23 protein-coding genes and 1 tRNA gene are annotated in these 26,970 nt (G+C 61.6%); 4 read left to right on the top strand and 20 right to left on the bottom strand.

Annotation, left to right across the window (positions count from 1 at the left end; genetic code table 11):
* The first annotated feature begins 15 nt into the window (after positions 1 to 15).
* Together ACO076_RS07430 and ACO076_RS07425 are read left to right on the top strand one after the other, a co-directional pair.
* Positions 16 to 1,797 carry a glycoside hydrolase family 2 protein gene (locus ACO076_RS07430; protein WP_421726088.1) on the top strand — a complete coding sequence of 594 codons (1,782 nt, stop codon included), beginning with the start codon at positions 16 to 18 and terminating at the stop codon, positions 1,795 to 1,797.
* 2 nt (positions 1,798 to 1,799) lie between these two features.
* Positions 1,800 to 3,866 carry a glutaminase domain-containing protein gene (locus tag ACO076_RS07425; RefSeq protein WP_421726087.1) on the top strand — a complete coding sequence of 689 codons (2,067 nt, stop codon included), beginning with the start codon at positions 1,800 to 1,802 and terminating at the stop codon, positions 3,864 to 3,866.
* A gap of 134 nt (positions 3,867 to 4,000) precedes the next feature.
* Here ACO076_RS07425 and ACO076_RS07420 read toward each other — a convergent pair whose 3' ends face one another.
* The 9 genes from ACO076_RS07420 to ACO076_RS07380 all read right to left on the bottom strand — a co-directional run bounded on the left by ACO076_RS07420 (position 4,001) and on the right by ACO076_RS07380 (position 14,916).
* Positions 4,001 to 4,879 (bottom strand): NAD(P)-dependent oxidoreductase, encoded by an 879-nt coding sequence (locus ACO076_RS07420; RefSeq protein ID WP_421726086.1) that lies wholly within the window; start codon positions 4,877 to 4,879, stop codon positions 4,001 to 4,003.
* On the bottom strand, positions 4,876 to 5,619 hold the full coding sequence (locus ACO076_RS07415; protein WP_421726085.1) for a dienelactone hydrolase family protein: 744 nt from the start codon (positions 5,617 to 5,619) through the stop codon (positions 4,876 to 4,878). The genes ACO076_RS07420 and ACO076_RS07415 overlap by 4 nt, the downstream gene beginning before the upstream one ends.
* A complete protein-coding gene (locus ACO076_RS07410; RefSeq protein WP_421726084.1) occupies positions 5,616 to 7,076 on the bottom strand; it encodes a sulfatase-like hydrolase/transferase in 1,461 nt (486 codons plus the stop codon). Before ACO076_RS07410 ends, ACO076_RS07415 begins: the two co-directional genes overlap by 4 nt.
* 47 nt (positions 7,077 to 7,123) lie before the next feature.
* Entirely contained in the window at positions 7,124 to 8,248 is a 1,125-nt protein-coding gene (locus tag ACO076_RS07405) for a mandelate racemase/muconate lactonizing enzyme family protein (protein WP_421726083.1), read from the bottom strand.
* Positions 8,245 to 9,297 (bottom strand): aldo/keto reductase, encoded by a 1,053-nt coding sequence (locus tag ACO076_RS07400; RefSeq protein ID WP_421726082.1) that lies wholly within the window; start codon positions 9,295 to 9,297, stop codon positions 8,245 to 8,247. The genes ACO076_RS07405 and ACO076_RS07400 overlap by 4 nt, the downstream gene beginning before the upstream one ends.
* The gene (locus tag ACO076_RS07395; RefSeq protein WP_421726081.1) at positions 9,294 to 11,051 is read right to left on the bottom strand and encodes an ABC transporter ATP-binding protein; all 1,758 of its coding nucleotides are present in this window, start codon (positions 11,049 to 11,051) and stop codon (positions 9,294 to 9,296) included. The genes ACO076_RS07400 and ACO076_RS07395 overlap by 4 nt, the downstream gene beginning before the upstream one ends.
* The gene (locus tag ACO076_RS07390; protein WP_421726080.1) at positions 11,048 to 11,956 is read right to left on the bottom strand and encodes an ABC transporter permease; all 909 of its coding nucleotides are present in this window, start codon (positions 11,954 to 11,956) and stop codon (positions 11,048 to 11,050) included. The genes ACO076_RS07395 and ACO076_RS07390 overlap by 4 nt, the downstream gene beginning before the upstream one ends.
* A gap of 1 nt (position 11,957) precedes the next feature.
* A complete protein-coding gene (locus ACO076_RS07385) occupies positions 11,958 to 12,956 on the bottom strand; it encodes an ABC transporter permease (RefSeq protein ID WP_421726079.1) in 999 nt (332 codons plus the stop codon).
* A 64-nt stretch (positions 12,957 to 13,020) separates the two neighbouring features.
* On the bottom strand, positions 13,021 to 14,916 hold the full coding sequence (locus tag ACO076_RS07380) for an ABC transporter substrate-binding protein (RefSeq protein ID WP_421726078.1): 1,896 nt from the start codon (positions 14,914 to 14,916) through the stop codon (positions 13,021 to 13,023).
* A 130-nt stretch (positions 14,917 to 15,046) separates the two neighbouring features.
* On the opposite strand from ACO076_RS07380, the gene ACO076_RS07375 reads away from it, so the two are divergent.
* Entirely contained in the window at positions 15,047 to 15,742 is a 696-nt protein-coding gene (locus tag ACO076_RS07375) for a GntR family transcriptional regulator (RefSeq protein WP_421726077.1), read from the top strand.
* Positions 15,729 to 16,580, top strand: coding sequence for an SDR family oxidoreductase (locus ACO076_RS07370; RefSeq protein WP_421726076.1), 852 nt, complete (start codon positions 15,729 to 15,731; stop codon positions 16,578 to 16,580). Before ACO076_RS07375 ends, ACO076_RS07370 begins: the two co-directional genes overlap by 14 nt.
* A gap of 270 nt (positions 16,581 to 16,850) precedes the next feature.
* Here the strand turns inward: ACO076_RS07370 and ACO076_RS07365 are convergent, their stop codons facing one another.
* From ACO076_RS07365 to ACO076_RS07315, 11 genes are all read right to left on the bottom strand, one after another.
* Positions 16,851 to 18,011, bottom strand: a complete 1,161-nt coding sequence (locus ACO076_RS07365; protein WP_421726075.1) for an ABC transporter ATP-binding protein — start codon at positions 18,009 to 18,011, stop codon at positions 16,851 to 16,853.
* Positions 18,008 to 18,904, bottom strand: a complete 897-nt coding sequence (locus ACO076_RS07360; protein ID WP_421726074.1) for an AraC family transcriptional regulator — start codon at positions 18,902 to 18,904, stop codon at positions 18,008 to 18,010. Before ACO076_RS07360 ends, ACO076_RS07365 begins: the two co-directional genes overlap by 4 nt.
* Before the next feature lie 23 nt (positions 18,905 to 18,927).
* Positions 18,928 to 19,815: a carbohydrate ABC transporter permease gene (locus ACO076_RS07355; protein ID WP_421726073.1), complete on the bottom strand. Its 888-nt coding sequence runs from the start codon at positions 19,813 to 19,815 to the stop codon at positions 18,928 to 18,930.
* 5 nt (positions 19,816 to 19,820) lie between these two features.
* On the bottom strand, positions 19,821 to 20,708 hold the full coding sequence (locus ACO076_RS07350) for a carbohydrate ABC transporter permease (protein ID WP_421726072.1): 888 nt from the start codon (positions 20,706 to 20,708) through the stop codon (positions 19,821 to 19,823).
* A 65-nt stretch (positions 20,709 to 20,773) separates the two neighbouring features.
* On the bottom strand, positions 20,774 to 22,051 hold the full coding sequence (locus tag ACO076_RS07345) for an ABC transporter substrate-binding protein (RefSeq protein ID WP_421726071.1): 1,278 nt from the start codon (positions 22,049 to 22,051) through the stop codon (positions 20,774 to 20,776).
* A gap of 16 nt (positions 22,052 to 22,067) precedes the next feature.
* Entirely contained in the window at positions 22,068 to 24,722 is a 2,655-nt protein-coding gene (locus ACO076_RS07340) for a GH116 family glycosyl-hydrolase (protein WP_421726070.1), read from the bottom strand.
* A 274-nt stretch (positions 24,723 to 24,996) separates the two neighbouring features.
* Positions 24,997 to 25,072: transfer RNA gene (locus tag ACO076_RS07335), tRNA-Phe, on the bottom strand.
* A 176-nt stretch (positions 25,073 to 25,248) separates the two neighbouring features.
* The gene (gene yacG, locus ACO076_RS07330) at positions 25,249 to 25,455 is read right to left on the bottom strand and encodes a DNA gyrase inhibitor YacG (protein WP_421726069.1); all 207 of its coding nucleotides are present in this window, start codon (positions 25,453 to 25,455) and stop codon (positions 25,249 to 25,251) included.
* Complete coding sequence (locus tag ACO076_RS07325; RefSeq protein WP_421726068.1) at positions 25,452 to 26,084, bottom strand: Maf-like protein; 633 nt, start codon at positions 26,082 to 26,084, stop codon at positions 25,452 to 25,454. Before ACO076_RS07325 ends, yacG begins: the two co-directional genes overlap by 4 nt.
* A gap of 44 nt (positions 26,085 to 26,128) precedes the next feature.
* Positions 26,129 to 26,347, bottom strand: coding sequence for a translation initiation factor IF-1 (gene infA, locus ACO076_RS07320; RefSeq protein ID WP_421726067.1), 219 nt, complete (start codon positions 26,345 to 26,347; stop codon positions 26,129 to 26,131).
* Positions 26,348 to 26,420: 73 nt separating this feature from the next.
* Positions 26,421 to 26,918 carry a UPF0262 family protein gene (locus ACO076_RS07315; protein WP_421726066.1) on the bottom strand — a complete coding sequence of 166 codons (498 nt, stop codon included), beginning with the start codon at positions 26,916 to 26,918 and terminating at the stop codon, positions 26,421 to 26,423.
* Positions 26,919 to 26,970 lie beyond the last annotated feature (52 nt).

Genomic DNA, 26,970 nt, shown 5'->3' with positions numbered 1-26,970 from the left:
AAGAAAAGGCAAACGATGAGTTTAGAGCCACCTCGCGGGGAAGTCCCCCGTCCGCAGTTCAGCCGAAGCGATTGGCTTTGCCTCAATGGTCCGTGGGGCTTCGAGGCAGATCCAATTGGCGAAGTCGTCGATCGCGTCGATCGGGAGCTCGGGCGGACGATCAACGTGCCCTTCACTCCAGAAACGGTTCTGTCGGGTATTGCCGATACGGGGTTCATGGAGAGCGTGTGGTACCGGCGAAAAATCATCATCCCCGCTGCGTGGGCCGGAAAACGGGTCATCCTGCATTTTGGCGCGGTGGACTGGCTGGCCACGATTTATCTGGACGGGAAGGACGTGGGCACCCATCGCGGCGGCTCGGTTCACTTCAGCTTTGACGTCAGCGAATTCGTTATGCCGGGCGAAACGCACACTCTCGTGGTTCATGCCCAGGATCACCTGCGGAGCGGCAAGCAGCCGGGTGGCAAACAAAGCAGCCGCTTGGATTCCTGGGGGTGCTACTACGCCCGCACCACCGGTATCTGGCAGTCGGTCTGGCTTGAAGCGACCGGTGACAGCTACCTGTCAGATTTTCAGATTATCGCCGACCCCGCCGGCGGTCGGGCGACCGTGATCCCGTCGATCTCGGGTTACAGGCGCGACCTCACCTTCAGGCTGAGGGCGTCCTTGGAAGGCAAGACCGCAACCAGCGAAGCCGCGCTCCTTCCCGGCACGCCGGTCACCATCGATTTCGATGAACCGAAGCTCTGGTCGCCGGCGGCGCCGCATCTCTACAACCTGACCCTGGAGGTCGTCGATGCCCAAGGGGTGTCGCTCGACCGCGTGGCATCGTATGTGGGGCTCCGGTCGGTCGCCGTCGCGGGCGATCAGATTCTGCTCAACGGCGAGCCAGTCTACCACCGGTTCGTTCTGGACCAAGGCTTCTATCCGGAAGGTGGCTGGACGGCGCCCGACGATGCGGCTCTGAAGCGCGATATCGAGCTTTCCATGGCCATGGGTTTCGTCGGGGCGCGACTGCATCAGAAGGTGTTCGAGCCGCGATTTCACGCCTGGGCCGATCGGCTTGGCTATCTGACCTGGGCGGAGAGCCCGAACTGGGGCGCGGAGATCGATGACCCGGAGGCAATGGGTAATTTCCTAGACGAATGGCGGCAGATTGTCGTTCAGTGCCGGAACCATCCTTCCGTGATCGCCTGGACGCCACTGAACGAGACCGGGTTTTCAGCCGGTCGCGAGGCGCCGATCAGCGCGCAACACGGCCTGTCCGTCGAAAGGGCGGCCGCGCTGACGCGGGACCTTGATCCGACCCGGCCGGTGAACGACGCATCGGGTTGGGTTCATCGGGACACGGATATCTGGACGGTCCACTCCTATGAACAGGATCCCGTACGGCTCGCGGACATCGTCTCCGCCTTTCCCAATGTGTACCGGAACGCACCTAAGAACGAGCCACACTACGCGGGGCAGCCCTACATCATCGACGAGTTCGGCGGAGCCGCCTTCGCTTCGGAAAAGACCAGTGACGCACCAGTCGAGCGGACCGCGGAGATTGTCGCCGAGAGCCCCTCACAAGCGTGGGGATACGGTGCCCCCCCGCAAACGGCAGAGGCATTCGAAGCGCGGATACGGGATCAAGTGAACACGATCCTTAGCACCCAGCATTCATGCGGCTATTGTTACACCCAGCTCACGGATGTGGAACAGGAGCAAAACGGTCTACTCACCTATGACCGGACGCCCAAGCTGCCGATCGAGACCTATTGCGAAATCTTCTCCGCCGAGCCGGACTCTAAGTGAAGATGGATCGAGCACCCGCGGTACCGCTCATCGTCCACGATCCTTTCTTCAGCATATGGTCCGCCGCTGATCGGTTGACCGATGTCTGGCCCTCTCACTGGACCGGCAAAAACCACAGCCTATGTGGCATGCTTCGCGTCGACGGCACGACGTATCGGTTCATGGGGCCGACAACGCGTATGGCCGAGCCGCTGCCGGCCATGCAGCAGACCAACCTGACGATCACACCGACGACAACGCAGTATTGGTTTGCCGCCGGCGGGGTCGAACTCAAACTGTCCTTTGTGACGCCGGCGCTTCCTGACGACCTGGACCTTCTAGCGCGACCGCTAACCTATATTTCCCTGTCGGTTCGGTCCATCGATAGTGCCGGACATCAAGTGGAAGCCTACCTCGATGCTTCAGCGGGGATCGCAGTCGGGCAGGACGGGCAATCCGCCATATGGGGCCGCCATCGTGCGTCAGCGGCCCAGTCGCTGTGGCTTGGGTCAGCGACTCAGCCGGTGCTTGGCCGCGCCGGAGACGAACTGTCCATCGATTGGGGCTATCTGCACTTCTCGCCGTGCCCGGAAAGACCCGCGACGGGGGCATTGGGCGACGGACTATGCCTGAGAACGACCTTTGCCGAGACAGGGATCATTCCCGACCGTGACGGCACCGCTTTTGGCAGCGACCTCGCCATGCCCGCCTCCGCATCGAGCGGCGAGGCCCCTTCGCCCGACGGTTATCTGGACGACCGGCCGCCGTTTCTTGTGGCAGCCTGGTCGGCCGATCTGGGTTTGGTCGGCGATCAATCCGACTGGTCGACGATAATCGGATACGATCAGACTTACGCGGTTGAATATTTTGGTCGGCGGTTGAGGCCGTATTGGTACCAGCGGTTCGGCTCGATGATCGCCCTGATCGAACGGGCCTGGTCAGACCGCGAGGCACTGGAGGACCGCTGCCGGGCGTTTGATAGCGAAACGATTGCAAATCTGGCGCGTGCCGGCGACGCGACATTCGTTCGCCTCGCGGTTCTGGCCTTCCGGCAATGCCTTGGAGGGCACGTTCTTGTGTCCGATCACGATGGAACCCTTCTACATTTCAGCAAGGAGAACTCGTCCAACGGCTGCATGGGCACAGTCGATATCGCCTATCCAGCCTCGCCCTTCTTCTTGGTGTTCAATCCTGAACTCCTCAAGGCGCAGTTGGTTCCGATTCTCGACTACGCAGCGACCCCGCAATGGCCTTTCCCTTATGCGCCCCACGACATCGGGCGTTTTCCGTTGGCGAACGGGCAGGTTTACGGAGGCGGCGAGCGAAGCGAGCACAACCAGATGCCGATTGAGGAATGTGGCAACCTCCTGATCATGGTCGCCGCGCATGCGACCGTTACCGGCAGCGCCGATGGGTGGCAACGCTATTGGAGCTTGTTGAGCCAGTGGGCCGATTATCTCGTTTCTCAAGGATATGACCCAGGTGAACAACTTTGCACCGACGATTTCGATGGACCGTTCGCACATCACACCAACCTCGCCGGTAAATCGATCGTGGCCATCGGCGCCGCCGCCAAGCTAGCGAAACTGTTTGGCGACGAGGTTACGGCGGTGGCGTACCGAGCGACGGCGGAGGAATGGGCTGCGGCCTGGCTGGATTCGGACCGGGAGGGCGATCACTATCGCATGTGCTTCGATCGATCTGGCTCCTGGAGCCAGAAATACAATCTTGTCTGGGACCGCGTATTAGGGCTCCGCTTATTCCCCGATTCCCGGTTGGTTGGCGAGGTTAGGAAGTATAAAGCCGAGGCAGGCCGCTTTGGTACGCCGCTTCAAGGCTTGGCCAGACATACCAAGCTCGATTGGCTGGTTTGGTCAGCCTGTTTGAGCGGAGCACGCTCCGATCAGGATGCTCTCTTGGCACCCCTCGGCGAATGGCTCGATGTCACGGATCATCGGAGTCCGCTTTCGGACTGGTTTGATGTCGATACCGGGGGGCCGCCGCGGGCCGGTGGATTTCGTGGCCGATCGGTTGTCGGCGGCGTCTTCATGCCTCTTTTCCTGGCAAGTCGGCCGACGTCATCCATTTAGCCGCCCGCCGGGTTGCGTCACAACTACCGTCTTGGGCGAGGTCCCCAACCGCGCTCGACACGCTCGCCAAATCTCAAACATCGAGGTACCCAACGAAGGATTCACCTAATCCGTGAGGACCCGCGGGGCCCAGGTCAGACGCCCAGGCGGGATTTGATGAGTTCCGCATAGGCCCGGATCGGTCCCGGAGCCTCCGGCATCCTGGAAAAGACCCGAAGGCTCTCGGATAAGATGGGGTATTCGCTGCATCGCTCATCCATCATTCGACCCCATTCTAGCATGTCCTTACGATTAAGCGGGCCCGGCGGTTGCGCCTCTTCGCTGACTGCCCAATGTGCACGCCGTTCAAAGACCACCGACATGCCGGCGCCCTTAGCTTCGGCAACAGCACAGACAAATGCCTTGGCATCGAGGCCGATGGCTTCCCCGGCAACGATCGCCTCGGTGAAGGCGAGCATTGTGGCGTTTCCGATTGCGTTGTTCAGGACCTTAGCCGCCGCCCCGCTGCCAACATCGCCAAGGTGCGCAAATCCGCGGCCTGTCGCTTCGAGAAAGGAGCGCGCGGCGTCCAGGTCGCGCATATCTCCGCCAACGAAGTAATAGAGCCGCCCCGCGGCAGCGTCATCGCCCAGCCCGATCATGCAGGCTTCCAGGTGGCGCCTCCCGGAGGCACGCGAAACAGCCGCCAGATCGCGGGCGCGATCGGGCGCAATGGTAGAGCACTCAACTACCATCTGCCCTTGGTTCGCGGGTGTCGCGGCGATGGTGGCGTAAACGTCGGTCAGGGCTTTCGGCGTCGCCAGACAGACGATCACAATGTTCGCCGAATCCAGAAGCGACGATAAATCCTGCTCCACGAAGACGCCGCGGGCCCGTGCCCGAGCTTGCGCAGCCCTGTCGGGATCGAGGCCGCGTACAGGGTGTCCCGCCGCGATCAACGCGGCTGCCATCCCGCCGCCCATAGCCCCGAGGCCGACGATGCCGTAAACGGGCGGCCGGTCATCTTCAATCATGTCAGGTCAACCGTGATCATTGCACAAGCTCGCTGGTGAATACGAGCAGCCGCCGCCGGATCATAGGACCAGCGTGCCGGGAAGCTCCATCCATGGTGTGCGTCCACAGTCTCTAGCGTAACGCGGGCGGCGGACTCGGCTGCTGTGGCCTGCAGGATTTCGCAATGTGCGCGCGAGCACGTCGGGTCGTCGCGAGCACAGGCGAAATGGAAAGGCACCTTCAGATCCGCAATCAGATGATGCGGCGATTCCGCCCCGTTCGTCACCAACCGACCGCCATGGACAGACATACCGCCGCTGACGCGGTCGGGCAGCGCGACAGCAGCAGCCAGCGCATGGCGGCCGCCCATGCAAAAACCGATGGCGAAATACCGCTTGGGTCTAAAATTCGCACCGGCTGCATCAAGCCAAGCCACGAGGGCACGCGTATCGATCCGAGACATCGCAAGCGTTGTATTGTCATTGGCCTCGATCGCGGTCGGCTCGGGACGAACATCGCGTCCGTTCGCGGGTGGAAAACGCGATACCGGCAGGCGGTGAAACAGATCTGGAACGACCGCGGCGATACCATCGGCGGCGAAGGCGCGGGCAAGCTCGAAAAGCTCATCGCGCAAGCCGAAGACATCCATGTAGATGATTGCGCATGGTGCATGTGGATCATCCCCTGCCAGCGCAAGAAACACATCCATCGGGCCGTCTGGCGTATCGACTTTCACAAGCCGGGCATCATCACGGGTCATTCGGTGCGCCTTCGAGATTGGGTGCCTGGCGGCGGCGATGCGCCCATCGACCCGCGGGCCAGGACCGCTTCGGCGCCGCCGTGGCTGTCAAGAATCTTACGCTGCGCTGCCTTGATGTCGGCATCCACGGCAACAGGGTCGAGGCGTACCGACAGCGCTGTGTGAAAGCGCTTCAGTGTTTCGGCATAGGCGGGGTCGGAGGCCAAGTCGTCAAGTTCCTCGGGGTCGTTATCCAGGTTAAAAAGCTGAGCAGGCATATTCGCGTAGTGGATGTATTTCCACGGCCCCTGGCGCAACATGTAAACACCGTTCACGGCACCGGCGGCATGGTACTCGCAGAAGACCTCGCGTCCGGGATCGTCTGGCTCTCCAGCAATGCTGAACAGGCTGCGCGCGTCGGGATTGACAGGCGAGCTCCCGTCCCCGTGACCGGTGGCTTCCAATACCGTTGGATAGAAGTCGATCAGCGAGACGGGCGTAGTCCGGACAGCGTTCCGGGGCACGCCTTCGCCAGCCAGGATCAACGGGATATGGGCAGATTCCTCGTAAAAGTTGCTCTTCTGCCAGAGGCCCCGTGCGCCTAGATTGTCGCCGTGATCGGATGTGTAGATCAGTTGCGTCCGCTCCGCAAAGGCACTTCCATCGACCGCATCGACAACCTGCCCCAGCAGCGAGTCGACAAAAGAGCAAAGCCCGAAATAGCCGGCAATCGCCTTTCGACGACGATCATCGTCGAAGAAGCTGTCGGTGATGTAAGACGAGCGAAACGCGTCGAACCATGGGTGTTGCGGCCAATCCTCCGGACGGCAGGCCTTGGGCAAATCCAAGCGGTCGGGGTCGTAGAGGTCGTAGAATTCGGGCGGCGCAATCAAGGGAAAATGCGGGCACACGAAGCTGACGAACAGGACCCAGGGTTCCGGCAAGTTCGGCGCGGTCTCTTCGATCCACCGCAGGGTGTTTTCCAGGATCAACCGGTCGTAGCGGCTGTAGCTCGACTCGCCGGGTCCCACCTGCTCGGCGACTTGGCGAACACCGTAGCGGACCGGCAGCGGCGGTGTGCGTATCAGACCGAAGAGGTCGCCGATCCCATCCGGGGCATGCATCGGGACCAGGCTTTCGGCGAATCCCGTGTCCACTGTCGCGTCGCGGTAATGCAGTTTGCCGATCGAGGTGACCGGAACGCCAGAGCGTCCGAGTTGTTGCGGCCAGCCAGGGACCCGCCCGTCATAGGGCGTGGCGTTGCAGACATATCCGGTGTCATGCGGATAGCGCCCCGTTGCGAAGGCGGCGCGCGCAGGCATACAGATCGGGCTGGTGGAATAGGCGTTCGTGAAGCGCGTCCCGCGCTCCGCCAGCCGGTCCATCTTTGGTGTCTGGACCACAGTGTGGCCGGCATATCCGGCATAGCGGCCGGCATGTTCGTCGGCCATGATGATGACCAGATTTTGTGGCGTCATCTGCTGCTCACGTTAGATTGGGGAGACCGGTTGAGCGGCCTCGAAGGTCACTCGGATGCCCACTGCTGAGCGGCACTCTCATTGAGCGTTGCCCCCAGCCCCGGCGTGCTGGTCGGGCGACAAGCCCCTGCTTCGGTGATCGGCGCGGGCGAAGTGATCTGATTGAAGATCGGGCTTTCGTTCCACTGGATCTCCATTCGCTCATGGCCGCCAAGCGCCGCCATGACGTGGGTGCTGCAAAGATGCGCAACCGGCCCGCTGGGGTTATGCAGCGACACTGAGATGCCTGCCGCCCGCCCTCTCCGGCCCGTGTTCAGAAGGCTTTCCAGTCCACCGGCGTGTTTTACATCCGGCATGATCACATCATAGGCACCGCCCTCCACGAAAGGGGCGAACTCCGCCCAATCGCCTGCGGTTTCCAGGCCGCACAGCCGCATGTCATGGCGGTTCGCTGCATCCCGCAGCGCCCGCAGTTCGGGGATCGCATCTGTCGTTTCGGGCAAGGGGCATTCTAGCCATGTCACCCCCAAATCACGTAACGGCGGTAGCAGCGCGGTCGCCGCCGTAGGCGTCAGGCGCCAATGACAGTCGACCATCAGGTCGCACACGGGCACGACTTCGCGGGTCGCCCTGATGCGGGCAAGCCCCGCATCAATCAGGACGTGCCCCTCCTCCTTGTCGCAGAGCTCGGGGGTCAGTCCGTCGAATGGCGCCAGTTTGATTGCCTGATATCCCTCGTCGGCAGCCGACCTGGCATTTTGTGCAAATGCCCTTGGTGTGCGTATCGCCGTGGCGCGATTGATATTGGCATAGAGGGGAAGGAGAATATCCGTTGGACCGGCTCCAAGTAGAACACAAAGTGGCTGGCAGGCGATCTGCGCCCGAAGGTCCGCCACGGCCTGGTCAAGCGCCGACAGGATTGTCCGACCCTGCAAATCCCGCAATCTGAGTCGCAGCGGATCAAGAGCATCGGTCGCGAGGGGGCGGTCCAAGATTTGCTGACCAGCCTCCAGAAGCCGTGCGGAGTAATCCGGTCCAGCGTCGTCCAACGTCGCCTCGCCAACACCGGTCAAGCCACTCTCGGTCATCAGTTCCACATGCCGCCATGTCGTGCGCTGATTGACCACGACATCTGTCAGGCGGATATTGGCTATGCGATGCGGCATAGTCATGCGGCAGGGTTCCGTCGTTCGGCACCGCCTGTTGTTCCTAGTGACCCGGCTTCGATAGGCGCTGCGGGGTCGATCAGGCCCTCGGCCTTCAGCTGCGCCCAAAAAGCCGGTGGAACAGGGTAATTGAACGCTTCAATCGCCGCGTCGATCTCAGCCTCGGTTCTCAGACCGGCGACAACGGAGGACACTAGGGGGTTCAGGTCCGCGAACTGCAGTGCGGCAGCCCGAAGTGGCACACCATGCAGGGCGCAAACCGCCTCGAGGTTGGTAATCTTCGCACGCACCGCATCGTCGGGCGGTGCGTACATATAGGTTGCGCCCTCGGTCAGACCGGTGGCGAGGATACCCGAGGCATAAGGCGCGGCGCAGATCAACGACACACCGTTGCGGACGCAAACAGGTGCGAGATGGCGTAATAGCTCGGCGTGATTCAGCAGATTGTACTCCCGCGCGATCATCACGCAGTCCAGTCCGCCATGCGCTGCCATCGGCACCGCTGCCGCCAGGTCGTTCGTGCCAAGCCCGATCGCTCCGATGACGCCAGCGTCGCGGAACTCGACGAGCGCAGGCAATGCCTCCGCCGTGGCCCGTGCAAGGGCCGCCTCGAATCCCGAGCCGTGCCAACGGTGACTAATGTCATGGATGAAAAGCAGATCGATCCGATCCACGCCCATGCGCTGCAGGCTGTCCTCAAAGGATCGGATCGAGCCGCCGCGGCTATAGTCGAAATCGGGCCTAAACGGCAGGGCTCCGCCCCCTGCCGCACTCGCATCGGGAATCAGTAGCCGGCCGACCTTGGTGCTGACGACTATTTCTGCCCGAGGAGCGTGCCGTAGCCCGGCACCCATGCGGTGTTCGCTGAGGCCGCTGCCGTATAACGGGCTTGTATCGAAATAACGGATCCCATGCGAAAGCGCTGCCCGGATCACCGCGACGGCCTCGGGCTCATCGCTCGGCCCTGTCGTTCCTGCAAGCGCAGTGCCGCCATAGCCGAGGCGGGTGATCTCGACCTCCGTCGTCCCAATCTTGCGCTTTGCGGCATGCTTCATGTTTCGTGCCCCGCCGTATCGATCCGAAAACCGGCCACCTGCTCGCGGATGATCGCAGGTGCAGACAAATCGGCGGACGCGACTGCACTCAATTCCTCGTCGAGCGTGCCGCCCGCTCCCCAATGCCGGTCGGGATCGGGCCAAGGGATCGAGTCAACCAGCAGCCGCGTATACGGGTGTAGCGGATCGTCTATCACCGTCTCGGGTACGCCGGCTTCGACCAAGCGGCCCTTGTGCAGGACCAGTACGTAGTCCGCGACCTCATAGGCGGTAGCAAGATCATGGGTGATGTAGAGGATCGAGATTCCGAGATCCGCCTTCATCGCGGCCAGATTGCCAAGGATTGTCGAGCGCAGTGAGGCATCGACCATCGACACCGGCTCGTCCGCTACCAAGAGCCGGGGCTTCAACATGATCGCGCGCCCGACCATCAGGCGCTGGCGCTGTCCGCCCGACATCTGGTGCGCGTAGCGATGAATGGTTTGTCCGGGATCCAGCCCGACGCTCCGACAAGCCGTGACGATGTGGTCCAATGCTTCGCTGCGATCGCTCACGATCCCGAAATTTCTAAGCGGTACGGTCAGGACATGGTCGACCTTGTAGAACGGATTGTACGAGGCATAAGGGTCTTGAAATACCGCCTGCACATCGCGCCCGAGCTGGCTGACCTGGCTATCGTTCATCTTCGAGATGTCGGCACCATCGAACCGAACGGCACCTTGAGTTGCGGCCTCGAAGCCCAGCGCCAGCAACCCCATCGTCGTCTTGCCGGATCCCGACTGCCCGACCACCGCAATCACCCGAGGCACGCTTCCTTCCAGCCGAAACGAAAGCGGTTTCAGCGCCTCGACCCGGGACCGGCCCTTAACGTAGGTTTTTCCGGCACCGTCGAATTCCAACAGCGGTGTTTCCCGCAAAGGGACTTGACCTGAAACTGTGGCAGCAGGCGCCTTGCGTTCCAGCGACGGTACACTGTCGATCAGCTGACGCGTATAGTCGTGCGTGGGGCAGGCGAAGATGTCCCTTACACTGCCGTGCTCGACGATCTTGCCATGGCGCATGACCACTATGTCGTCTACGAACTGAGCCATTAGCCCCATGTCGTGGCCAATTAGAATCAGCGAAGACCCAATGTCCTCCTGCACTTTTCGTAGGGTTTCCATGACACGCCGCTGGGTGATCACATCCAGTGCCGAGGTCGGCTCGTCGGCGATCAGAAGCGCGGGCCGGAGCGCGATCGAGATCGCTATGCAGGCGCGCTGCTTCATGCCGCCCGAAAGCTCGTGCGGATACATGCGCGCGACATCGGGCGAGAGGTCCACCCGAGCCAGCAGTTCGGCTACCCGGTCTCTTGCCTTGTCATTACCGAGACGCAGACCATGGTCCGTCATGCCGTCTAGGATCTGAGTACCGATCCGCGCCACCGGGTTCAGCGAATTCATGGCACCCTGGGGAATGTAGCTGACCGTGGCCAGTCGATGCTGGCGAAACTGCTCCTCGGTAAGACCGAGAAGGTCGAGGCCGACGAGTTCAGCGCGTCCATCCACGACTCTGCCCGGCGGCTCGATCATGCCCATCAGAGCCAGCGCCGTGGTGGTCTTGCCCGAACCACTTTCGCCAACAATGCCTGTGCGGACACCCGGTTTGATAGCAAAGTCGACCCCGTCAACCGCTTTGACGATGCCATCATCGGTATAGAATTCGACCTGCAGATTGGTGACGGCAAGACCGTCCCCGACATTTCCGTCCCTCACGCGCCACGCCTCCGCGTTCGCGGATTGGCCAGTTCGTCCAGGCCGGCGCTCACGAGGTAGAGTCCGACGAAAAGCGTGATCAAGGCGATCAGGGGCGTCGACCACCACCACCAGAGCCCGGTGGTGAACGCACCCTCGAGCATCACCCAGTAGATGGTCATTCCCAGTGTTGGCTCGTTCTGCGGACCCAAGCCCAGTGCTTCCAAACCGACCGAGGCCAGCATCGCCGTCGCCACGGCCAAGACAAAGGATGCCATGAGATAAGGGATCAGGTTTGGCATGAGCTCCTTGAACACGATCCCAAGCTTTGAGGTGCCGCCCAACCGCGCGGTCTTCACATAACCCGCCTCGCGCATGATCAGTGCCTGGGCCCGGATCTGCCGGGTGGGTTGGCGCCAGGCAAGCAGCGAGATGATGATCGCCATCTGGTTGGTATCCAGCTTGCCGGGGATGTTCGTCGCGATGACAACAAGCACCAGAAGCGGAGGGACCGTCAGCAGAACATCGGTCACTAGCGAAATGACCAAGTCGACCCGGCCCCGGAAGAAGCCCGCTAGAAAGCCGAGAACCGCGCCGGTCAAAACACCCAGCGCACCGGCAAGCAGTCCGACCTTGCCCGTCAGGTAAGTTCCGTAGACCAGCACGGCGAGAAGGTCGCGGCCGAACTTGTCGGTTCCAAGCAGGTAATCGCCACCGGGCGGTCGGCTCGGCGGATTCGATAATGGTGCAGCGTCGCGATACCCGATGAAGAACTGGCCGCCAAGAGCGATCAATGCGAGCAGTAACAAGAGGATTGCGCCCACGACCAGCGACGGATTGCGCTGCAAATAAGCGACTACGATGCGTCGGCGTCGCGCTGAAGTGCCCCAGTCCTGAACGGCGCGATGCACGTTTGTGTGGTCCATATCAGCCTCGGGCCTCCGAGCGAATGCGGGGGTCGATCAGCGGATAGACAAGATCGAGGAGCATCAGCGACACGCCGACTGTCAGGACCAGCATGTAGACGCAGCCGAAGATGAGATAATAGTCGTTCAGAAGGATCGCCTGGTAGAGCAGATTTCCCAGCCCCGGATAGGCAAAGACGCGCTCCACCAGCACGGCGCCGGTCACCACGTTCGCCAGCGTCAATACAAGTGCGGTGATCTGCGGCGCGATCGCGTTACGAACGCCGTAGCGCCAGAAACGGCGCGAGTTCGTGAGCCCCTTGGCTTTGGCAAAGACCATGTAGTCCTCACCCTGAACTGTCACCATCATGCCGCGCATGCTCAGCGCCCAGATTCCGATCGAAGCCAGGAAGATCGACAGCGCGGGCAACAGCGCATGGATCAGTACATTTTGGACAAAGTCCCAACTCCATTCCGGCAACATGCCTGCAGAGTAGCCCTTGCCCGTGGGCAGCCATCTTAGTCTGGAGGCAAAGACATAGATCAGGATCAACCCGATCAGGTAGAACGGGATCGCGGCCAGAATCATCACCACAGGGACGACGATGTTCAGCCAACGCGGCGCACGGGGCCAGACGGTCAGCGCGCCAAGCGGCGTGCCGGAGACAAAAGCCAGAAGCGTTGTAATCAGCATGATGCCCAGCGTCCAAGGCGCTGCCTGGAGAACAAGCGTGGACACCCTTTCGGGAAAGTACGAGATCGACATTCCCAAGTCGAACGTCAGCGCGTCATACACAGAATTGAAGTATTGCTTCCAGATCGGCTGATCCATGCCGAACCGGCGCTCAAAATCCGCGACGGCTTCTTCGAAGCCTTCCATGGTCCCGCCCGACTCACCCATGGAAGCGGCGATCACTTCCTCGACAGGGTTGCGATCCGACAATCTCGGCATGAGAAAGTTGATCGAGGCCGCGATCCAGATGATCAGGACCATCAACAGCACTCGCCGCAGAACACGCATGGCAGGTTCCCACCCACGGGGACGGGTTTAAATGCCCGTCCCCTCTCGTTCTGTCAGTTTTGGGCTAGTTGGCCGGCTGGACTCCATGCAGTACCTCCGTGCCCGCCCCTGAGATGAAACAGGGAATGCAGGCCAGAGTGTAGGGATTGTCCGCTGTGGGGAAGTTCGACCAGTAGGTCGTGTTCATCGGAATCGTGTGATACCCGAGCTCTAGTGGAACCTCGACGGCCCCGGCGAACCAGATGTCGAAGGCCTCGCGGAACAGCGGCAGAAGCTCGTCCCTGTTTTCCGGCGGGATCGCGGCCATTTTTTCGTAGATCGCATCGAATTCAGGGTCAGCCCACCGGCTGACGAACATTGTCGAGGTACCGATCGGCGTCTGGTTCTTCGAGATGTACATCCGCATCGTATCAACCGGATCAAAGACCGAACCGCCATTGTGGCCGAAGATGTGCCAAACGCTTTCGCCCTTGCGGAACTTGTCGAAGCTTTCAGGGGTCTGGCTGTACTCGGCACAGAAACCCGCATTGATCAGCTGCTGCACGACTACCTGGCCAACTGCGGCCAACACCTGGTGCACTTCCAGCGGTCCCCCGGCGCACTTACCATCCTTCTCCCACAGGCCATCGCCGTTGCGGGCATATCCAGCCTCTTCCATCAGCGCCGCCGATTTCTCCAGGTTGAACTCACCAGCTTCGTGCTTGGCGACCAGATCCTGCGCCTGGTCCATGTACCAAACCAGCGGCGTGTAGTGTGGATAGGGCCAGTCATTCGGCGTATTGCCACCGCCCCACGCGAACTCGATCAGTTGGTCTTTGTCGATGGCGTATCGGACGGCGCGGCGCACGCGAACATCCGTGAACGGGCTGTCTTCAGCTAGGTGGTTAAAGTACAGTGAGTGAGGCCACCAGTCCTGATAGGCGTAAGGCGGCTCCTTCCCAGTGTACGTCGTTACGGCATCAGACTTCTCCAGAACCGACTCCAGCAGGTCCAGTGCCGTCACGAGTTGGGTCGAATCCACTTCTCCGTTCAGTATCATGTCGGAACGTCGTGCATTGTCCCCGATGCCAATCGCGACGACACGCTCCGGCGCGGGCAGGTCCCGGAAACCGGTTTCGGCCCCCCACCAATCGTCGCGCCGGTCAAGCACGATCTGGTCCGGCGAGGCGAACACGGTCTTCCACGCGCCGGTGCCTACCGGATACCCCTTCTCTTCGTCGTACCAAGTAAACGCAGCTTTGTCCTCGATTGTGCTCCAGATGTGCTCGGGGACCCATACAAGCCCGTGCCCGTAGTAGTTCACCAACAGCCGGAACGGAAAACGCGGATCGGGCGCCTTCAGCGTGACCTTCGCCGTGAGCTTGTCGACGACCTCGGCGCTCGCGACTTGGTTGGCCACTTCCTTGGCCTTGCGCATGTTGGCCGGACCATTGCCGTTCTCGATCAGCATATTGAACGTGTAGGCCACGTCTGTGGCGTCGAAATCCTCACCATCGGCCCATTTCGCGCCTTCGCGAAGCTTAACCGTTACCTCGGTAAATTCGTCATTCATCTCAAAGCTTTCACCGAGCCAAGGAACTAAATCTCCAATTATTGAGTTAAAATAGAACAATGGCTCGAAGTTGTGCATGTGACCATTTCTGTATTCTCCGGCAAGATTATAATAATTCGCGTTCCGTGGCGTCTTGAGCGTCGGCGCCCCCTGGCTCCAGCCCTCGTGAATAAACGTCCGCTCGCGAGGCACATCCGTCACCTGCGCCGTGGCTGCGGTGCCGCCAACAAATGTCAGGGCCAGCAGACCTGACAGGTAAATCATCCTGATCTCACCTAATCGCATCGGTTCTTCCTCCCACTGTGATTGGATTTTTGAGGCGCCGGCGGGTCGGCTCACTTGACAGCTCGCGTGCCGCCATTCGATATTTTGATCAAAGAAACGACGTATTGCAACCAGAACTCCCAAAAAATCGCCTCCATTGATCAAATATGAAGCGTTTGATAGAGTTGTCGGGCCCGCGCCAAGCCGACGCACCTCAGGACATGCGGCCGATTCGTTGCTTGGTGGCGATAAACGGTCAAACCGAGGAAACGGCGTGCCATCACGGTATATCGAGATTAGCGACCGGATCCGGGAAGATATCGTCAGCGGCAAGTTCGCCGGGGGCGAGCGGCTTAAACTTGCCGAGCTTGCCAGCCTTTACTCAACCAGCCATATGCCAATCCGCGAAGCGCTGAGAATCCTCAACGGCCAGGGCATTGTCGAATTCATCCCAAACAGCGGGATGCGCGTCCGCGAAATCGACATGGATTTCATGACCGATTTATTCGATGTCCGGTTGGCGCTTGAGGCGATCCAGGCGCGCCGGGCTGCGGAAAGGCTTATGCCGGCGGCGGCGGATGCTATTTCGGCTGCCAAGGCCGAATTCGAACGTGTCTCGGGCGGGAACGACCGCGATGCCACGCTTAAGGCCAATCATCGGTTTCACCGGGCTATCAGCCTGGCGTCGGGCAACCACGAAGCCGGCGAGATCGAAGAACGCCATTACCAAATACTTCGGATCGTCTGGCGGCGCTTCGGTTATGGATCCGAACGCCTGGAAGGCGTTATTGAGGACCATCGTCTGCTGACATCGGCCATACTTGATCAAGACGTCGAGGCTGCTGGGCTGATCGCGGCAGCACATGTCACGCGCGCGCGCCTCAACCTCGCGGCTAACATGGAAAAAGCCGAGAACGTGTCGCACCTCGGACCGGACAGAGAGCAAATAGCTAACAATGGCAAAACTTGACGGCACCGTCGCCGTTGTCACCGGCGGCGGGACCGGAATCGGCCGACACATCTCGCTGGCTCTTGCTGCCGAAGGGGCGCAGGTGGCGGTCGTCGCCCGGCGACGGCAGGCGCTGGAAGCCACGGTAGCTGAGATCGCCACCCAGTCCGGAACCGCGCTTGCCGTCCCAGCCGATCTGACGGACCGCGAGGCGACCGACACTGCTTTCTCCGAGATTGCCGAAGCCCTGGGTCCGATCGACACTCTGGTCAACAATGCGGGCGCTTTCTCCGCAATCGGGCCGATCTGGGACGTTGACCCGGACGTCTGGTGGGCAGATGTCGAAACCAACTTGCGAAGCACTTTCCACTGCGCGCGGGCTGTCCTGCCACAGATGATCGCCCGCGGATCTGGTCATGTCATCAACATGATCGGTGGCGGCACGGCCGCGCCCCTGCCGGCCGGATCTGGTTACTCGGCTTCGAAGACAGGCGTGATGCGGCTTACTGAGTGCATCGCCGCCACACTGGACGGTACTGGCGTTTTCTGTATCGCCATGGCGCCCGGTCTGGTCGACACCGATATGACTCGTCACCAGCTTTCGTCAGATGCGGGGCGCAAGCATATGCCTGGCCTCGCCAAACGTTTCGCTGAGGGCGATTTCCTTCCACCCACACGCGCCGCGGATCTTGCCGTCGCGATTGCCAAGGGACACTTTAACCGCCTTGCTGGGAGGGCGGTTTCGGCAAACGAGAGACTTGCAGACACCAGCAATGCGATTCCCGATATTGAGGATCGCGATCTTCGTGTTCTCCGACTCATCGGGCTCGGCCCCACTATGAAACCAATAGACACATAGAAGCATCCAAACATTTGCTTGTCCGCGACACAGGTGAAGCGAGCAATTGACGCGGGCGCGCCTCGTAAAAGTGAGTGGAAATTGTCAATGGCTGCATCTAGCCGACCCCGGGCCTCTCATTGTGATAAAAACGCAATCGAAGCAGCGGCGCGCGGGGCACTTCATCCGCTTAAGTCGGCCGACAAGGAAACACTTGCTGACACAGACTTCCTTTTTACTGAAAAGGAGAACTGGGGACGAAACCTTTTGGTTGATTGCAGCACCCGCTGATTATCGCGGGCAACCATCGGCTGCGTCTTCGGACCGTCGACGAGGCAATCCGCCGTCGTTTTCGGGCGTGATCGATCCGACATGGGCCCGCCCCGAGAGACGTTTCCCGTCTGCTCCGAAGAAGTGCGCCTGATCCCACGGAATGCGAAGGCCGACCCGCTCTCCGGCGCGGCGGAAGACCTGTCCCAGGCTCTTGACCACCCACGGTTCGTCGTCGCCCAGCGAGCAGTAGACGAAGGTCTCACTGCCAAGCTGTTCCGTCAGTTCAACCGTCGCGGCGAGGTCACCCGCGTCGGGTGCCACGATCTCGAGATGCTCGGGCCGGACGCCGACCGACAGTGTCGAACCGCCCGCATCGAGGTCCAGGGGAATGGCGATCGCCTGGGCCAAAGCTTGGATCGTGCACCCCTGGGCTCCGTGTTCGACCGGCCCCGATACGAAGTTCATGCGCGGCGATCCGATGAACCCGGCGACAAACAGGTTCACCGGGTTGTTGTAGAGGTCGAGCGGCGAACCGACTTGCTCAATACGCCCTGTGTTGAAGACGGCAATGCGGTCCGCCATCGTCATTGCCTCGACCTGGTCGTGGGTCACATAGATCATCGTCTTGCCGAGGCGTTCATGCAGCCGGCCGAGTTCGACCCGCATGTGCACCCGCAATTCGGCATCGAGATTGGAGAGCGGCTCGTCGAACAGGAAGATGCCGGGATTGCGAACGATCGCCCGTCCGATTGCCACCCGCTGGCTCTGGCCGCCCGAGAGTTGGCCGGGACGGCGGTTGAGCAAGTCCTCGATCTTCAGCGTGCGCGCCGCTTCATCCACGGCTTTGCGAATTTCGGGTTTGGGCACGCGTGCCTGTTCCAGGCCGAAGGCCATGTTCTGGCGAACCGTCATGTTCGGGTAGAGCGCGTAGTTCTGGAACACCATGGCCACGCCGCGCCGGACCGGCGTCGCGTCGTTCATCACCTGGCCATCGATCAGCAGCGTTCCCTCGGTGATCGTCTCGAGCCCGGCGGTCATCCTCAGCATCGTCGACTTGCCGCATCCTGACGGACCGACGAACACCATGAACTCGCCTTCGTTGACCAGCAGGTCGATGCCGTGGATCACCTCGACGTGCCCGAACGACTTCATGACGCCCTGATATTCGACGACGCTCACGGGGACGGGCCTATTTTCTGAATCTGGCTGCGATAGCCGCTCGGGGTCACGCCGAGGTAGCGCTTGAAGACCCGGGAGAAATGCTGCGAGCTGCTGAAGCCGTTCTCGTGGGCAATCGTCGTGATCGAGGCGTCCTCCGACGACAGCGCCCGGCACGACTGCTTGATCCTCAGGCGCTGCGCATAGTCGCTCGGCGGCATCCCGACGATATCGCGGAACTGATTGTAGAGATGGCCACGGCTGCAGCCGAGCTTCTTCGCCAGCTGACTAATCGAAACGCCGTTGCCGCAATCGGCGTGCATCGCCTCCAGGACCCGTTCAACAATGGCCGAGTCGCCTTTATGAGGCTGTCGATAGCGATGCGCCTTCCAGGTCTCGATGAGCACCAGGTGAAGATGAGCGCGAATCTCGGCGATGGTCAGCTCGTGCCCCGAATAGAGGCGCTTGTCTTTCATCAGCCGCGTGAGCTCGTGAATGCTCTCGAGGCATTTTGACTGGATGCTCCGGGTCAGACCGCGTTTACCGAGATCGCCCTGAAACTTGCGGCAGCTCTCGGCCGTCAGCAGCGCCGGTTCCGCCGCGCGCTCCGGGCCGCTCAGCACGATCCAGAAAGTGCTGCTCGGCGGGTAGATGCCATTGGTGATCCGGTGGCGGAGGGAACTGGTGAACAGCGCGCTCTGACCGCCATAGAGAGGGACGAGGAAATCGCCTTCAAGCTCCCAGCAAGCCTCGCCGTCGAGCATGAACACGATCTCGGCGCCATCATGACTTGTCCAACTGTCGGACGTCGCGACAGCCGTCGGGAAATGCGCGAAGCCGAAGCGGAAGACCTCGGGCACGCTGATGTCCAGCCCGGCGACCGAGCCGGCGAAATCGATTGCCTGTGAACCCAACATAAGCCGTCCTGTGTTGACACTTATCTCTTGACGCCGGTACTGGCGATGCTTTCGACGATGAAGCGCTGCGCGACAAGGAAAACGACGAGCAGTGGCAATACACCCATTGTCACCGCCGCCATGATCACCGACAACGATCCGTCTCCGAAACTGCCCGAGAGGGCCAGGATACCGACCGGCAAGGTCATGACATCGAACGAGCGGACGAACACCAGCGGCAGGAGGAAGTTGTTCCAGCTCGTCGTGAACACGATGATGCTCAGCGCCGCAATCGGCGGTCCCATCTGCGGCAGCGAGATACGGCGGAAGATGGTCCAGTAGCTGGCGCCGTCGACAAAAGCGCTTTCCTCGTACTCGCGCGGCTGGCTGCGCATGAACTCCCGCATCATGAAGACGGCGAGCGGATTGGCTAAGCCGGGAAGGATCAGCGCCCAGCGGCTGTCGACGATCCCGAAAGCAGCCATGCCGAAGAACAGCGGAATCAGAACGAGCGCCGGCGGCACCATCAGCCCGAGGAGCATCAGACCGAACAAGAGGCTGCTGCCCGGAAACCGGGTCCGCGAGAAGGCGAAAGCCGCCATCGCGCTGGTTATGACCACACCGATGGTCGTCACCGCCGCGACGAAAAAGCTGTTCCAGTACATCTGCAGGAACGGGATCGGTGCGTCGAGCAGCTCGCGATAGCTTCGCAGGTCGATCCTCTCGGGAAAGAAACTCGGCGGCAGCTGATAGGCTTCGCTCGCAGGTCGCATGCTGGTAGCGAACATCCAGAAAAACGGCAGTAGCATGAAGAACGCACCGATCAGCAGGAGCGTGACCACCACCGCGTTTCGCCAGTGAATCACCTGCATCGCCGACAAGAGCCGATGCGACATCGGGGCGTCGGGAGAAAGGCGCACGAGACTCATCGCCGTCACATCCGCCGCAGGAACAGGCGCGCCACACCCATCTGAAGCGCGACGACGACGGTAATGACGATCAGCAGCGTAAGCGCGGATGCCGACCCGGTTCCGAGCTGCCCGGCACTGAAGGCTTCGGACACCATGTACATGACCACCGAGCGGGTCGCGTCCCCCGGCCCGCCATTGGTCAGTATCCGGATCGAATCGAAGACCTGAAGGCCGCCGATGGTCGCGTAGGTGACACAGAACAGGATCACCGGTGCGATAAACGGGATCTTGATGCGTAGCATGACGGTCCGTGCCTTGGCACCGTCGATCGCCGCCGCTTCCAGCAGGTTGCGCGGCACGCCCTGCAGCGCCGCCAGAAAGATGATGATAAAGAAGCCGACGTTCTTCCAGACGTCGATGATGATGACTGAATACATGGCCACATCCGCGTCGGTCAGCCAGCCGACATTGCCGATCCCGATCCGCCGCAGGTAGTAGTTGATAGCGCCGAGATCGGTCGAGAACAGAAACTTCCAGATGAACGACACGAAGGCCAGCGACACCAGTACCGGCAGGAAATAGGCAAGCCTGAGCGTGTACAGGACCGGTGCGGAGATGGCCCGGTCGAGTGCCACGGCGAGCAGCAAGCCCGTGCCGACATTGCCGATTACCGACATAGAGATGAAGAAGAAGGTGTTCTGAAACGTCCGCCAGAAGCGGGGATCGGTGAAGATCCAGTCGAAGTTCTCGAAACCGACAAAGGTGAAGTCGAGCTTGAGGCGATCGACCTCGTAAAACGACAGGCCCAGAGACGCGACAAGCGGTATCGCCAGGAACAGGAGATACAGAAGATAGGCAGGCAGCAGGAAGAGATATCCTGCTCTGGCTTCCCTTGCCGCCAGTGTGGCCACTGTCGATGTTCCGCTTCTCAAAGCTCCGGCGCCCTTGCCGGGCGCCAGAGATTACTGCGTGCGCCTTAGTAAGCGCGAGACATGGAACGCTGCAGCTCGCGATCCATCTGCGAGATGGTCGTGTCCAGATCCTGATCCTCGTTCATGTAGGCGTTCAGATGACGCTGGAAAATCTCCTGGACCTCGGCGAAGTTGGGCGGCGACGGAACCGCGATGGCAGTTGCCGCGGTCTCGTAGAAGATCTCTGAATTGTCCGGCCACGCCGTCCATTCGGGGTCGGTTGCCTGTGCGCGCGCCGACGGGATGGAACGCATCGAATCCGCGAGCTCCTGCTGGTATTCGTCGCCGGTCATCTCCTTGATGAACTCCCAGGCGAGCTCCTTGTTGGGCGAGTCCATGGTGATCGCGAGACCGCCGATGCCGAACACGGTCGCTTGTCGCTTGTTCTGCGGCATGTGCTGGACGCCGACGTTCTCGAGACCGGCCTCCATCATCTCAGGGACGGGCCAGTGTCCGGCCGCGACCATGGCCGCCTGGCTAGCCACGAACTTCTCGGTGCCGTGGCCACCCTCATGGGTCGGAGCCACCCTGTGCACATTGATCAGATCGTGCAGGAACTGAAGCGACTCTCGGAATTCCGGTGTGGTCACCGTCGGCTCGCGCCAGTTCTCGTCCAGGATCGACGCATTGTTGGTGAAGAGCCACGGCTGCAGACTGAAATGGGCACCGGAGACGACATAGCCGAACTGCGTGACGTTCCCGTCGGCATCCGTCTTGGTGAGGGCCTTGGCCGTTTCCAGGAAGTCATCCCACGTCCAATCGGCCTCAGGGTAGGCGATGCCGGCCTCATCGAACATGTCCTTGTTGTAGTACATGACGATGTTGTTCCATTCGGTCGGAAAGAAGTTCAGCTCTCCGGTCGGACGGGTCCGCATGCCGTCGAGCAGATTGGCTTCGATCCCCTCCATCACCTCAGCCGCATGCGGATCGGCCGCGGTCAGTTCCTCAAGATCGATGACGACGCCTTTTGAGGCGATCTCGGCAAAGCCCTCGATGGCGACCGCGACAATATCGGGCGTGTCGCCGGCAGCCATCTGATTGAGGAACGCGTTGATGTACTCGCCCCAAGCGCCGCCGGTCACCGGAACGTATTGGGTTTCGATGGTTACATTGGGATACTTCTCAGCAAACCGCTCGATCGCGCTGTTGGTACTGGCGATAATCTGATCGTTGACCCACTGGACGATCTTGAGGTTCGCCTCGACATCGCTCGGCGGCTGCGCCATCGCGGCACCGGCCGAAAGGAACGTGGCCGCGGCCAGGGTCGTCAGCTTTTTCCACATTGTTATCCTCCCTTCGCTAGTTGATCGAAGCGCCGATATCCTGAAGCCCGGTCACTTCGAGTTCCGGCGCCGAGAAGGCCAGGACACGTCCCGCCTTGAATTCGGTGCCACCGTCACCCCCCGCGGCGCCGTCGAGCGCCGCCAATTCGTCTTGACCGTAGGTGCGACCGCACAGGTCGAGGCGCGTCAGCGTCAGCAGGCCACCCAGAACGGCTATCTCCGCCGCACCGCCGCCGATGGCAACCGTCCCCCATGCCGCCCCGTTCGACCAGAACGAACGGAACTGCCCCGCCGACTGGACCTGCGGCGCAAACGCCATCTCGCCCTTCACACCGTCGAAGGCGAAACCGGACAAAACGACGATCGCTGCATAGCTGGCCATCGAGCGCGCATAGTTTGATCCGCACTCGATTTCGTTCCAGGGGTTACGGTTGCCGCCCCGGTAACGATCGCGAACCCCGGCGAAGACTGCGGCACCTTTGTCGATCTCGCCGATCATCATCAGTTCGCAGCCGAAGGCGTACTCGAAGCCGTGCATGGTTTCCTGCGAATAGGGAACCGGGATCGCCGGCCGCGACGCACCTTCCGGCCAGTCGCAGATCACCGTCCCGGCCTCATCCTCCATTCCGAAAACACGGCACGGGTTCGGGACATCGCCGAGGCGCGGCTTGTAATTGTTGCGGTAGATGGCGCGAACCGCTGAGGCAAACTGATCGGGGTCGAAAATGTCACCGAGGCCGTAAAGGCTGGCGTGCCATTGCGCCAGAACCTGGTCGATGCCGCAGCCTTCGAGGATCTGGTACTTGATCTCGCCGAGTTCGTCGCTCCAGTACTGATCGAAGATGTTGCCGACCACATGGCCCGTCGTGCCGGTCGCGAAATTGAACGGCTCGAGGGATGACTTGTCCTTCAGGTCGATCTTCTGGATGAAATAGTCGCCGTTGAAGAGGTTCTCGGTGACCCATGCCTTGCCGCGTCGCAGAATGTCACGGTAAAGCGCGGCACGATCGGCCTCGCCCATCGTCTCCGCCATCTCCGCACCGGCCATCAGCGCGCCAAGATAGAACCCGGTCAGCCAGGCATTCGGCCCAAACAGCTCCATATCGAGCGTGTGATGTTGCCGGCCATGCAGGACTCCGGTCTTCTCCGGATCCCATTTGTCATAGTTACCGTCGTTCCATGCGTACTCGATGGCCGCCGCCACGTTCGGCCAGATCGACCGCAACCAGTCGTTGTTGCCGCTGAGCTTCCAGTCCCGATAGGCCTTGAGGACGCCGCCGAACTGGCCGTCGGCACATGGCCGCTCCGCGTTGGTGCCGACACCCTTGGGCAGCGCCATGCGGAAAGCCATGCCGCCGGTTTCCGGCACCTGGTTCTCGAAGAAATCCGCCTCGCGCATGGAGCGTTCGAGCGCCGGAAACAGAAACGGCAGGACCTGCTGATAGTTCCAGACATGCGTGCACGACCCCTCGCAGCACCCGGCGTCGGGATGACATCCCTCCCAGCCGTAGAACGTCCCGTCTTCCAGCCGAAGCGAGGTCGGCGACTTCAGGATCGAAAGGTTAGCCGAAACCGCATCGACCACGGTGATCGGCAGTGTCGACGACGTCAGGCTGTCGCGGAAGGCCGACGTCCGCGTCGTCAGATCGTCCCACTGCGCGAACACCTCTGCCAGACACGCCGACGCGCTATCCCACTGGGTGGCGTAGAAGTTTTTCCAGACCGGTTTCACGGTCTGCTTCTCGTCAAGAAGCGCGAAGCGCGACACCCAAGTCTTCTTGACGTTCGGCACATACCAGCCGATGGCGACCCGCACGGTGCGGGTCTCGCCGGCCGGAACGTTGACGTGGGCCGCCAGGACGCTGTGCTCGATATGCGGCCCCCGGTGCGGCGCGCTGACATGGTTGGCATCACCGTAGTAGCGATCCTTGAGCGGGCCGCCGCGGGCGATATCGGCCCAATAGACCTCCATGGTGTCGAACCACGAACCGCGGAAGAGGTGTCGCTGGTAACTGGTCTCGGGGTGGTCCGTCGCCAGCGCGATCTCCGCATAGTCGACCGACCCCGCATCGCAGTCGGCACGTCCGCTGATGGTCAGACTGCCATTGGTCGAAACGTCGACAACCGCTCCACCGAACTCAAAGGCGATGCAGCCGAACAGCGTGTAGTCCAGATCGGCGTCGCCGGTGTTCTCGAAAGTGACCTCGAACTGAGCGACCGGCAGCGACGACAGCCGATCCTCCATCGGAACGAAAGGGCTCGACGCGCGCATGGTGACCGGGCCCGGAAACCGCTGGTCGGCGAAGACGAGCGTCGCCATTGGGTAAGGTCCAGTCAAAGACGACTCGGCAAAGTGCGGAAAGCCGGTCATCTCCTCCCGGCGCGGCCCGAAGCCAAACGTGTTGAACTGCTTTCCGTGCAGGACGCCGCTGCGGTTGCCGGTGAACGGACCATGGAGGATGCGGGTGTCGACGACGCTCCCGTCACGCTCGGCGCGGACCGCAAAATGCGAGAAGCCGTTAACGCTGCCCTTGGAGGGTCGGTTGAAAATCTCCCAGTCCTGAAGGCGTCCGTCCGCGCCTATGCCGATCCCGCCGGCACCGATCCCCCCCAGGGGAAACACGGCGTGCGGCGCTTGCTTGGAATCGTAGCGAAAATAGTCGCGGGTCATGGCGCACCTCAATGAGCCACGACGTTAAGCCAGCGCGAGCGGGATTGCGTGCCCCTATGACGTGATGACAATCGTGCACATGTGCGCGATTAGCCGGGCGCGAGCCAGGCAGACAGACGACCTGCCGGACCCGCGTCAGGCGGAGACGGTGAAGTCGGCGGCCTTGAGCTTGGTGTCGTCGAATCGGGCGAACAAGATCGCGTCGCCGCCAGCCGTGTCGCCCGTCGGGTCGTAGTAAAGCAGGTGGTATGTTCAGTTATGATAGAGAGGACAATGGTGCCCAGGGGCGGAATCGAACCACCGACACGCGGATTTTCAGTCCGCTGCTCTACCAACTGAGCTACCTGGGCTTACCGTAACCGGCACGCTCGGGCACGCCGCTGCGGTCAAGGCGACGCGTTATAGGCAACTCGCCCGGCCCTGTCCAGATCGCCACCGGTCGCATCAAGGCTTCGTCCCCGCGCAAGCCCAGGGGCATCGGCAAGACCTGGCCGTATTAGGGGATTTCGGCTTTGCGCGGTGGCGACTAAGCCGGATCCAGTGTGTCGTCTTCATCGCCGTCGGCGGCGGGAATCGCATAGGACCCCGACAGCCAGCGATGGAGATCGATATCGGCGCAGCGCTTACTGCAGAACGGAAACACCGGCCGCTGCGAGGGCTGGCCGCAGATCGGGCAGGCGCGGGTTCGCCGCATCGGCACGACCTCGGCCGCTGGCTTGTCCTGTTTGGTCATCGTGCCGCTCCGCCCTTCAGCCAGCTGTAACGGATCGGATAACCCTCGCCGAGCAGCAGGCTCATGGTCTCGTAGAGCGGCAGACCGACCACATTGGTATAGGAACCGACCAGCTTGATGACGAACCCGCCGGCAAGCCCCTGCACCGCGTAGCCGCCGGCCTTGCCGCGCCACTCGCCGGACGCAAGATAAGAGTCCATATCCTCCTGCGACAGCCGCTTGAGGCGAACCCGCGTTTCGACGAGGCGCTGGCGAAGCTGCCCGCTCGCGGTGACCAGAACGACGCCGGTATACACCCGGTGCGCCCGGCCGGAAATCAGGCGCAGACAACTCGCCGCCTCTTCGATCAACTCGGCCTTGGGTAGGCACCGGCGCCCCACACCGACAACCGTGTCGGCGGCGAGGATCAGCGCACCGTCGGGCTCGGGCTGCGCCTTCAGCGCGGCCTGCGCCGCAACCGCCTTGTCGCGGGCGAGCCGCTTGGCCAGGTTGCGTGGCAGTTCGTGTTTCTTCGGTGTCTCGTCGACCGCCGCCGGCAGCAGCCGGTCGGGTTCGACGCCGATCTGGTTCAGAAGCTGCAGGCGACGCGGCGACCCTGACGCGAGAACCAGTTTCAAACGTCCGGCCATTGTCGGTGTCCTGCGCGCACCCCGCCCAAGCGGCGCGAGGCGGCTTACTTGAACCGGTAGGTGATCCGGCCCTTGGTCAGATCGTAGGGGGTCATCTCCACCAGCACCTTATCACCGGCGAGAACGCGGATGCGGTTCTTGCGCATCCGCCCGGCGGTGTGGGCGATGATCTCGTGCTCGTTTTCCAACTTAACGCGGAAGGTGGCGTTCGGCAGCAGTTCGGTGACGACACCGGGAAACTCGATGATTTCTTCCTTGGCCATGCGGTCCCTTGAGTGGCAGCGGCGGGTGAACGGGGCGGGACGGTAGCCGATTAGCCTGACGTTGTGAACCGGATCAACGCTGGCCGCGTATGCGCCAGTTCAGCGCGCACACCAGGGTGAAAAGCCGGCGCGCCGTGGCATGGTCCATTTCGATTTTTCCGGCCAGCCGATCCCGCAACACCGTGGCGCCTTCGTCATGGAGTCCACGCCGGCCCATGTCGATCGCTTCGATGCGCGCGGGCGAGGCCTGGTCGACGGCCTCGCGATAGCTTTCGCAGACGATGAAGTAATCCCTGATGACACGCGAGAGTGGACGCAGCGAGAGGATATGGCGGGCAAGCGGGGCTGCGCCGTCGTCCGACACGTCGAGCACCAGCTTCTGCTCCACCACTGCCATCTTCAGCCGGAACGTGCCCGTCCGTCCGCCCGGCTCAAAGCGATTCTGGGCCAGCAGGTCGCGAACCGCCGCGGTCCGTTCGGCCTCGAGGAACCCACCGGCGCCGTCGAACGAAGCCGCGTCGATATCAACGGCGACGAGGCCGGCCGGCGGCGGGGCGGTCGGTGTCGGCAACGGGCTGGGATCGTGATGGCGCATGGTTCGTGTGACATCGACCCGATGAGGG

This window comes from Bauldia sp. (assembly GCF_965232525.1).
In the GTDB taxonomy this organism is placed as follows: Bacteria; Pseudomonadota; Alphaproteobacteria; order Rhizobiales; family Kaistiaceae; genus Bauldia.
The sequence above is the reverse complement of the archived record's forward strand: the minus strand, read 5'-3'. Positions and strand labels throughout refer to the sequence as shown.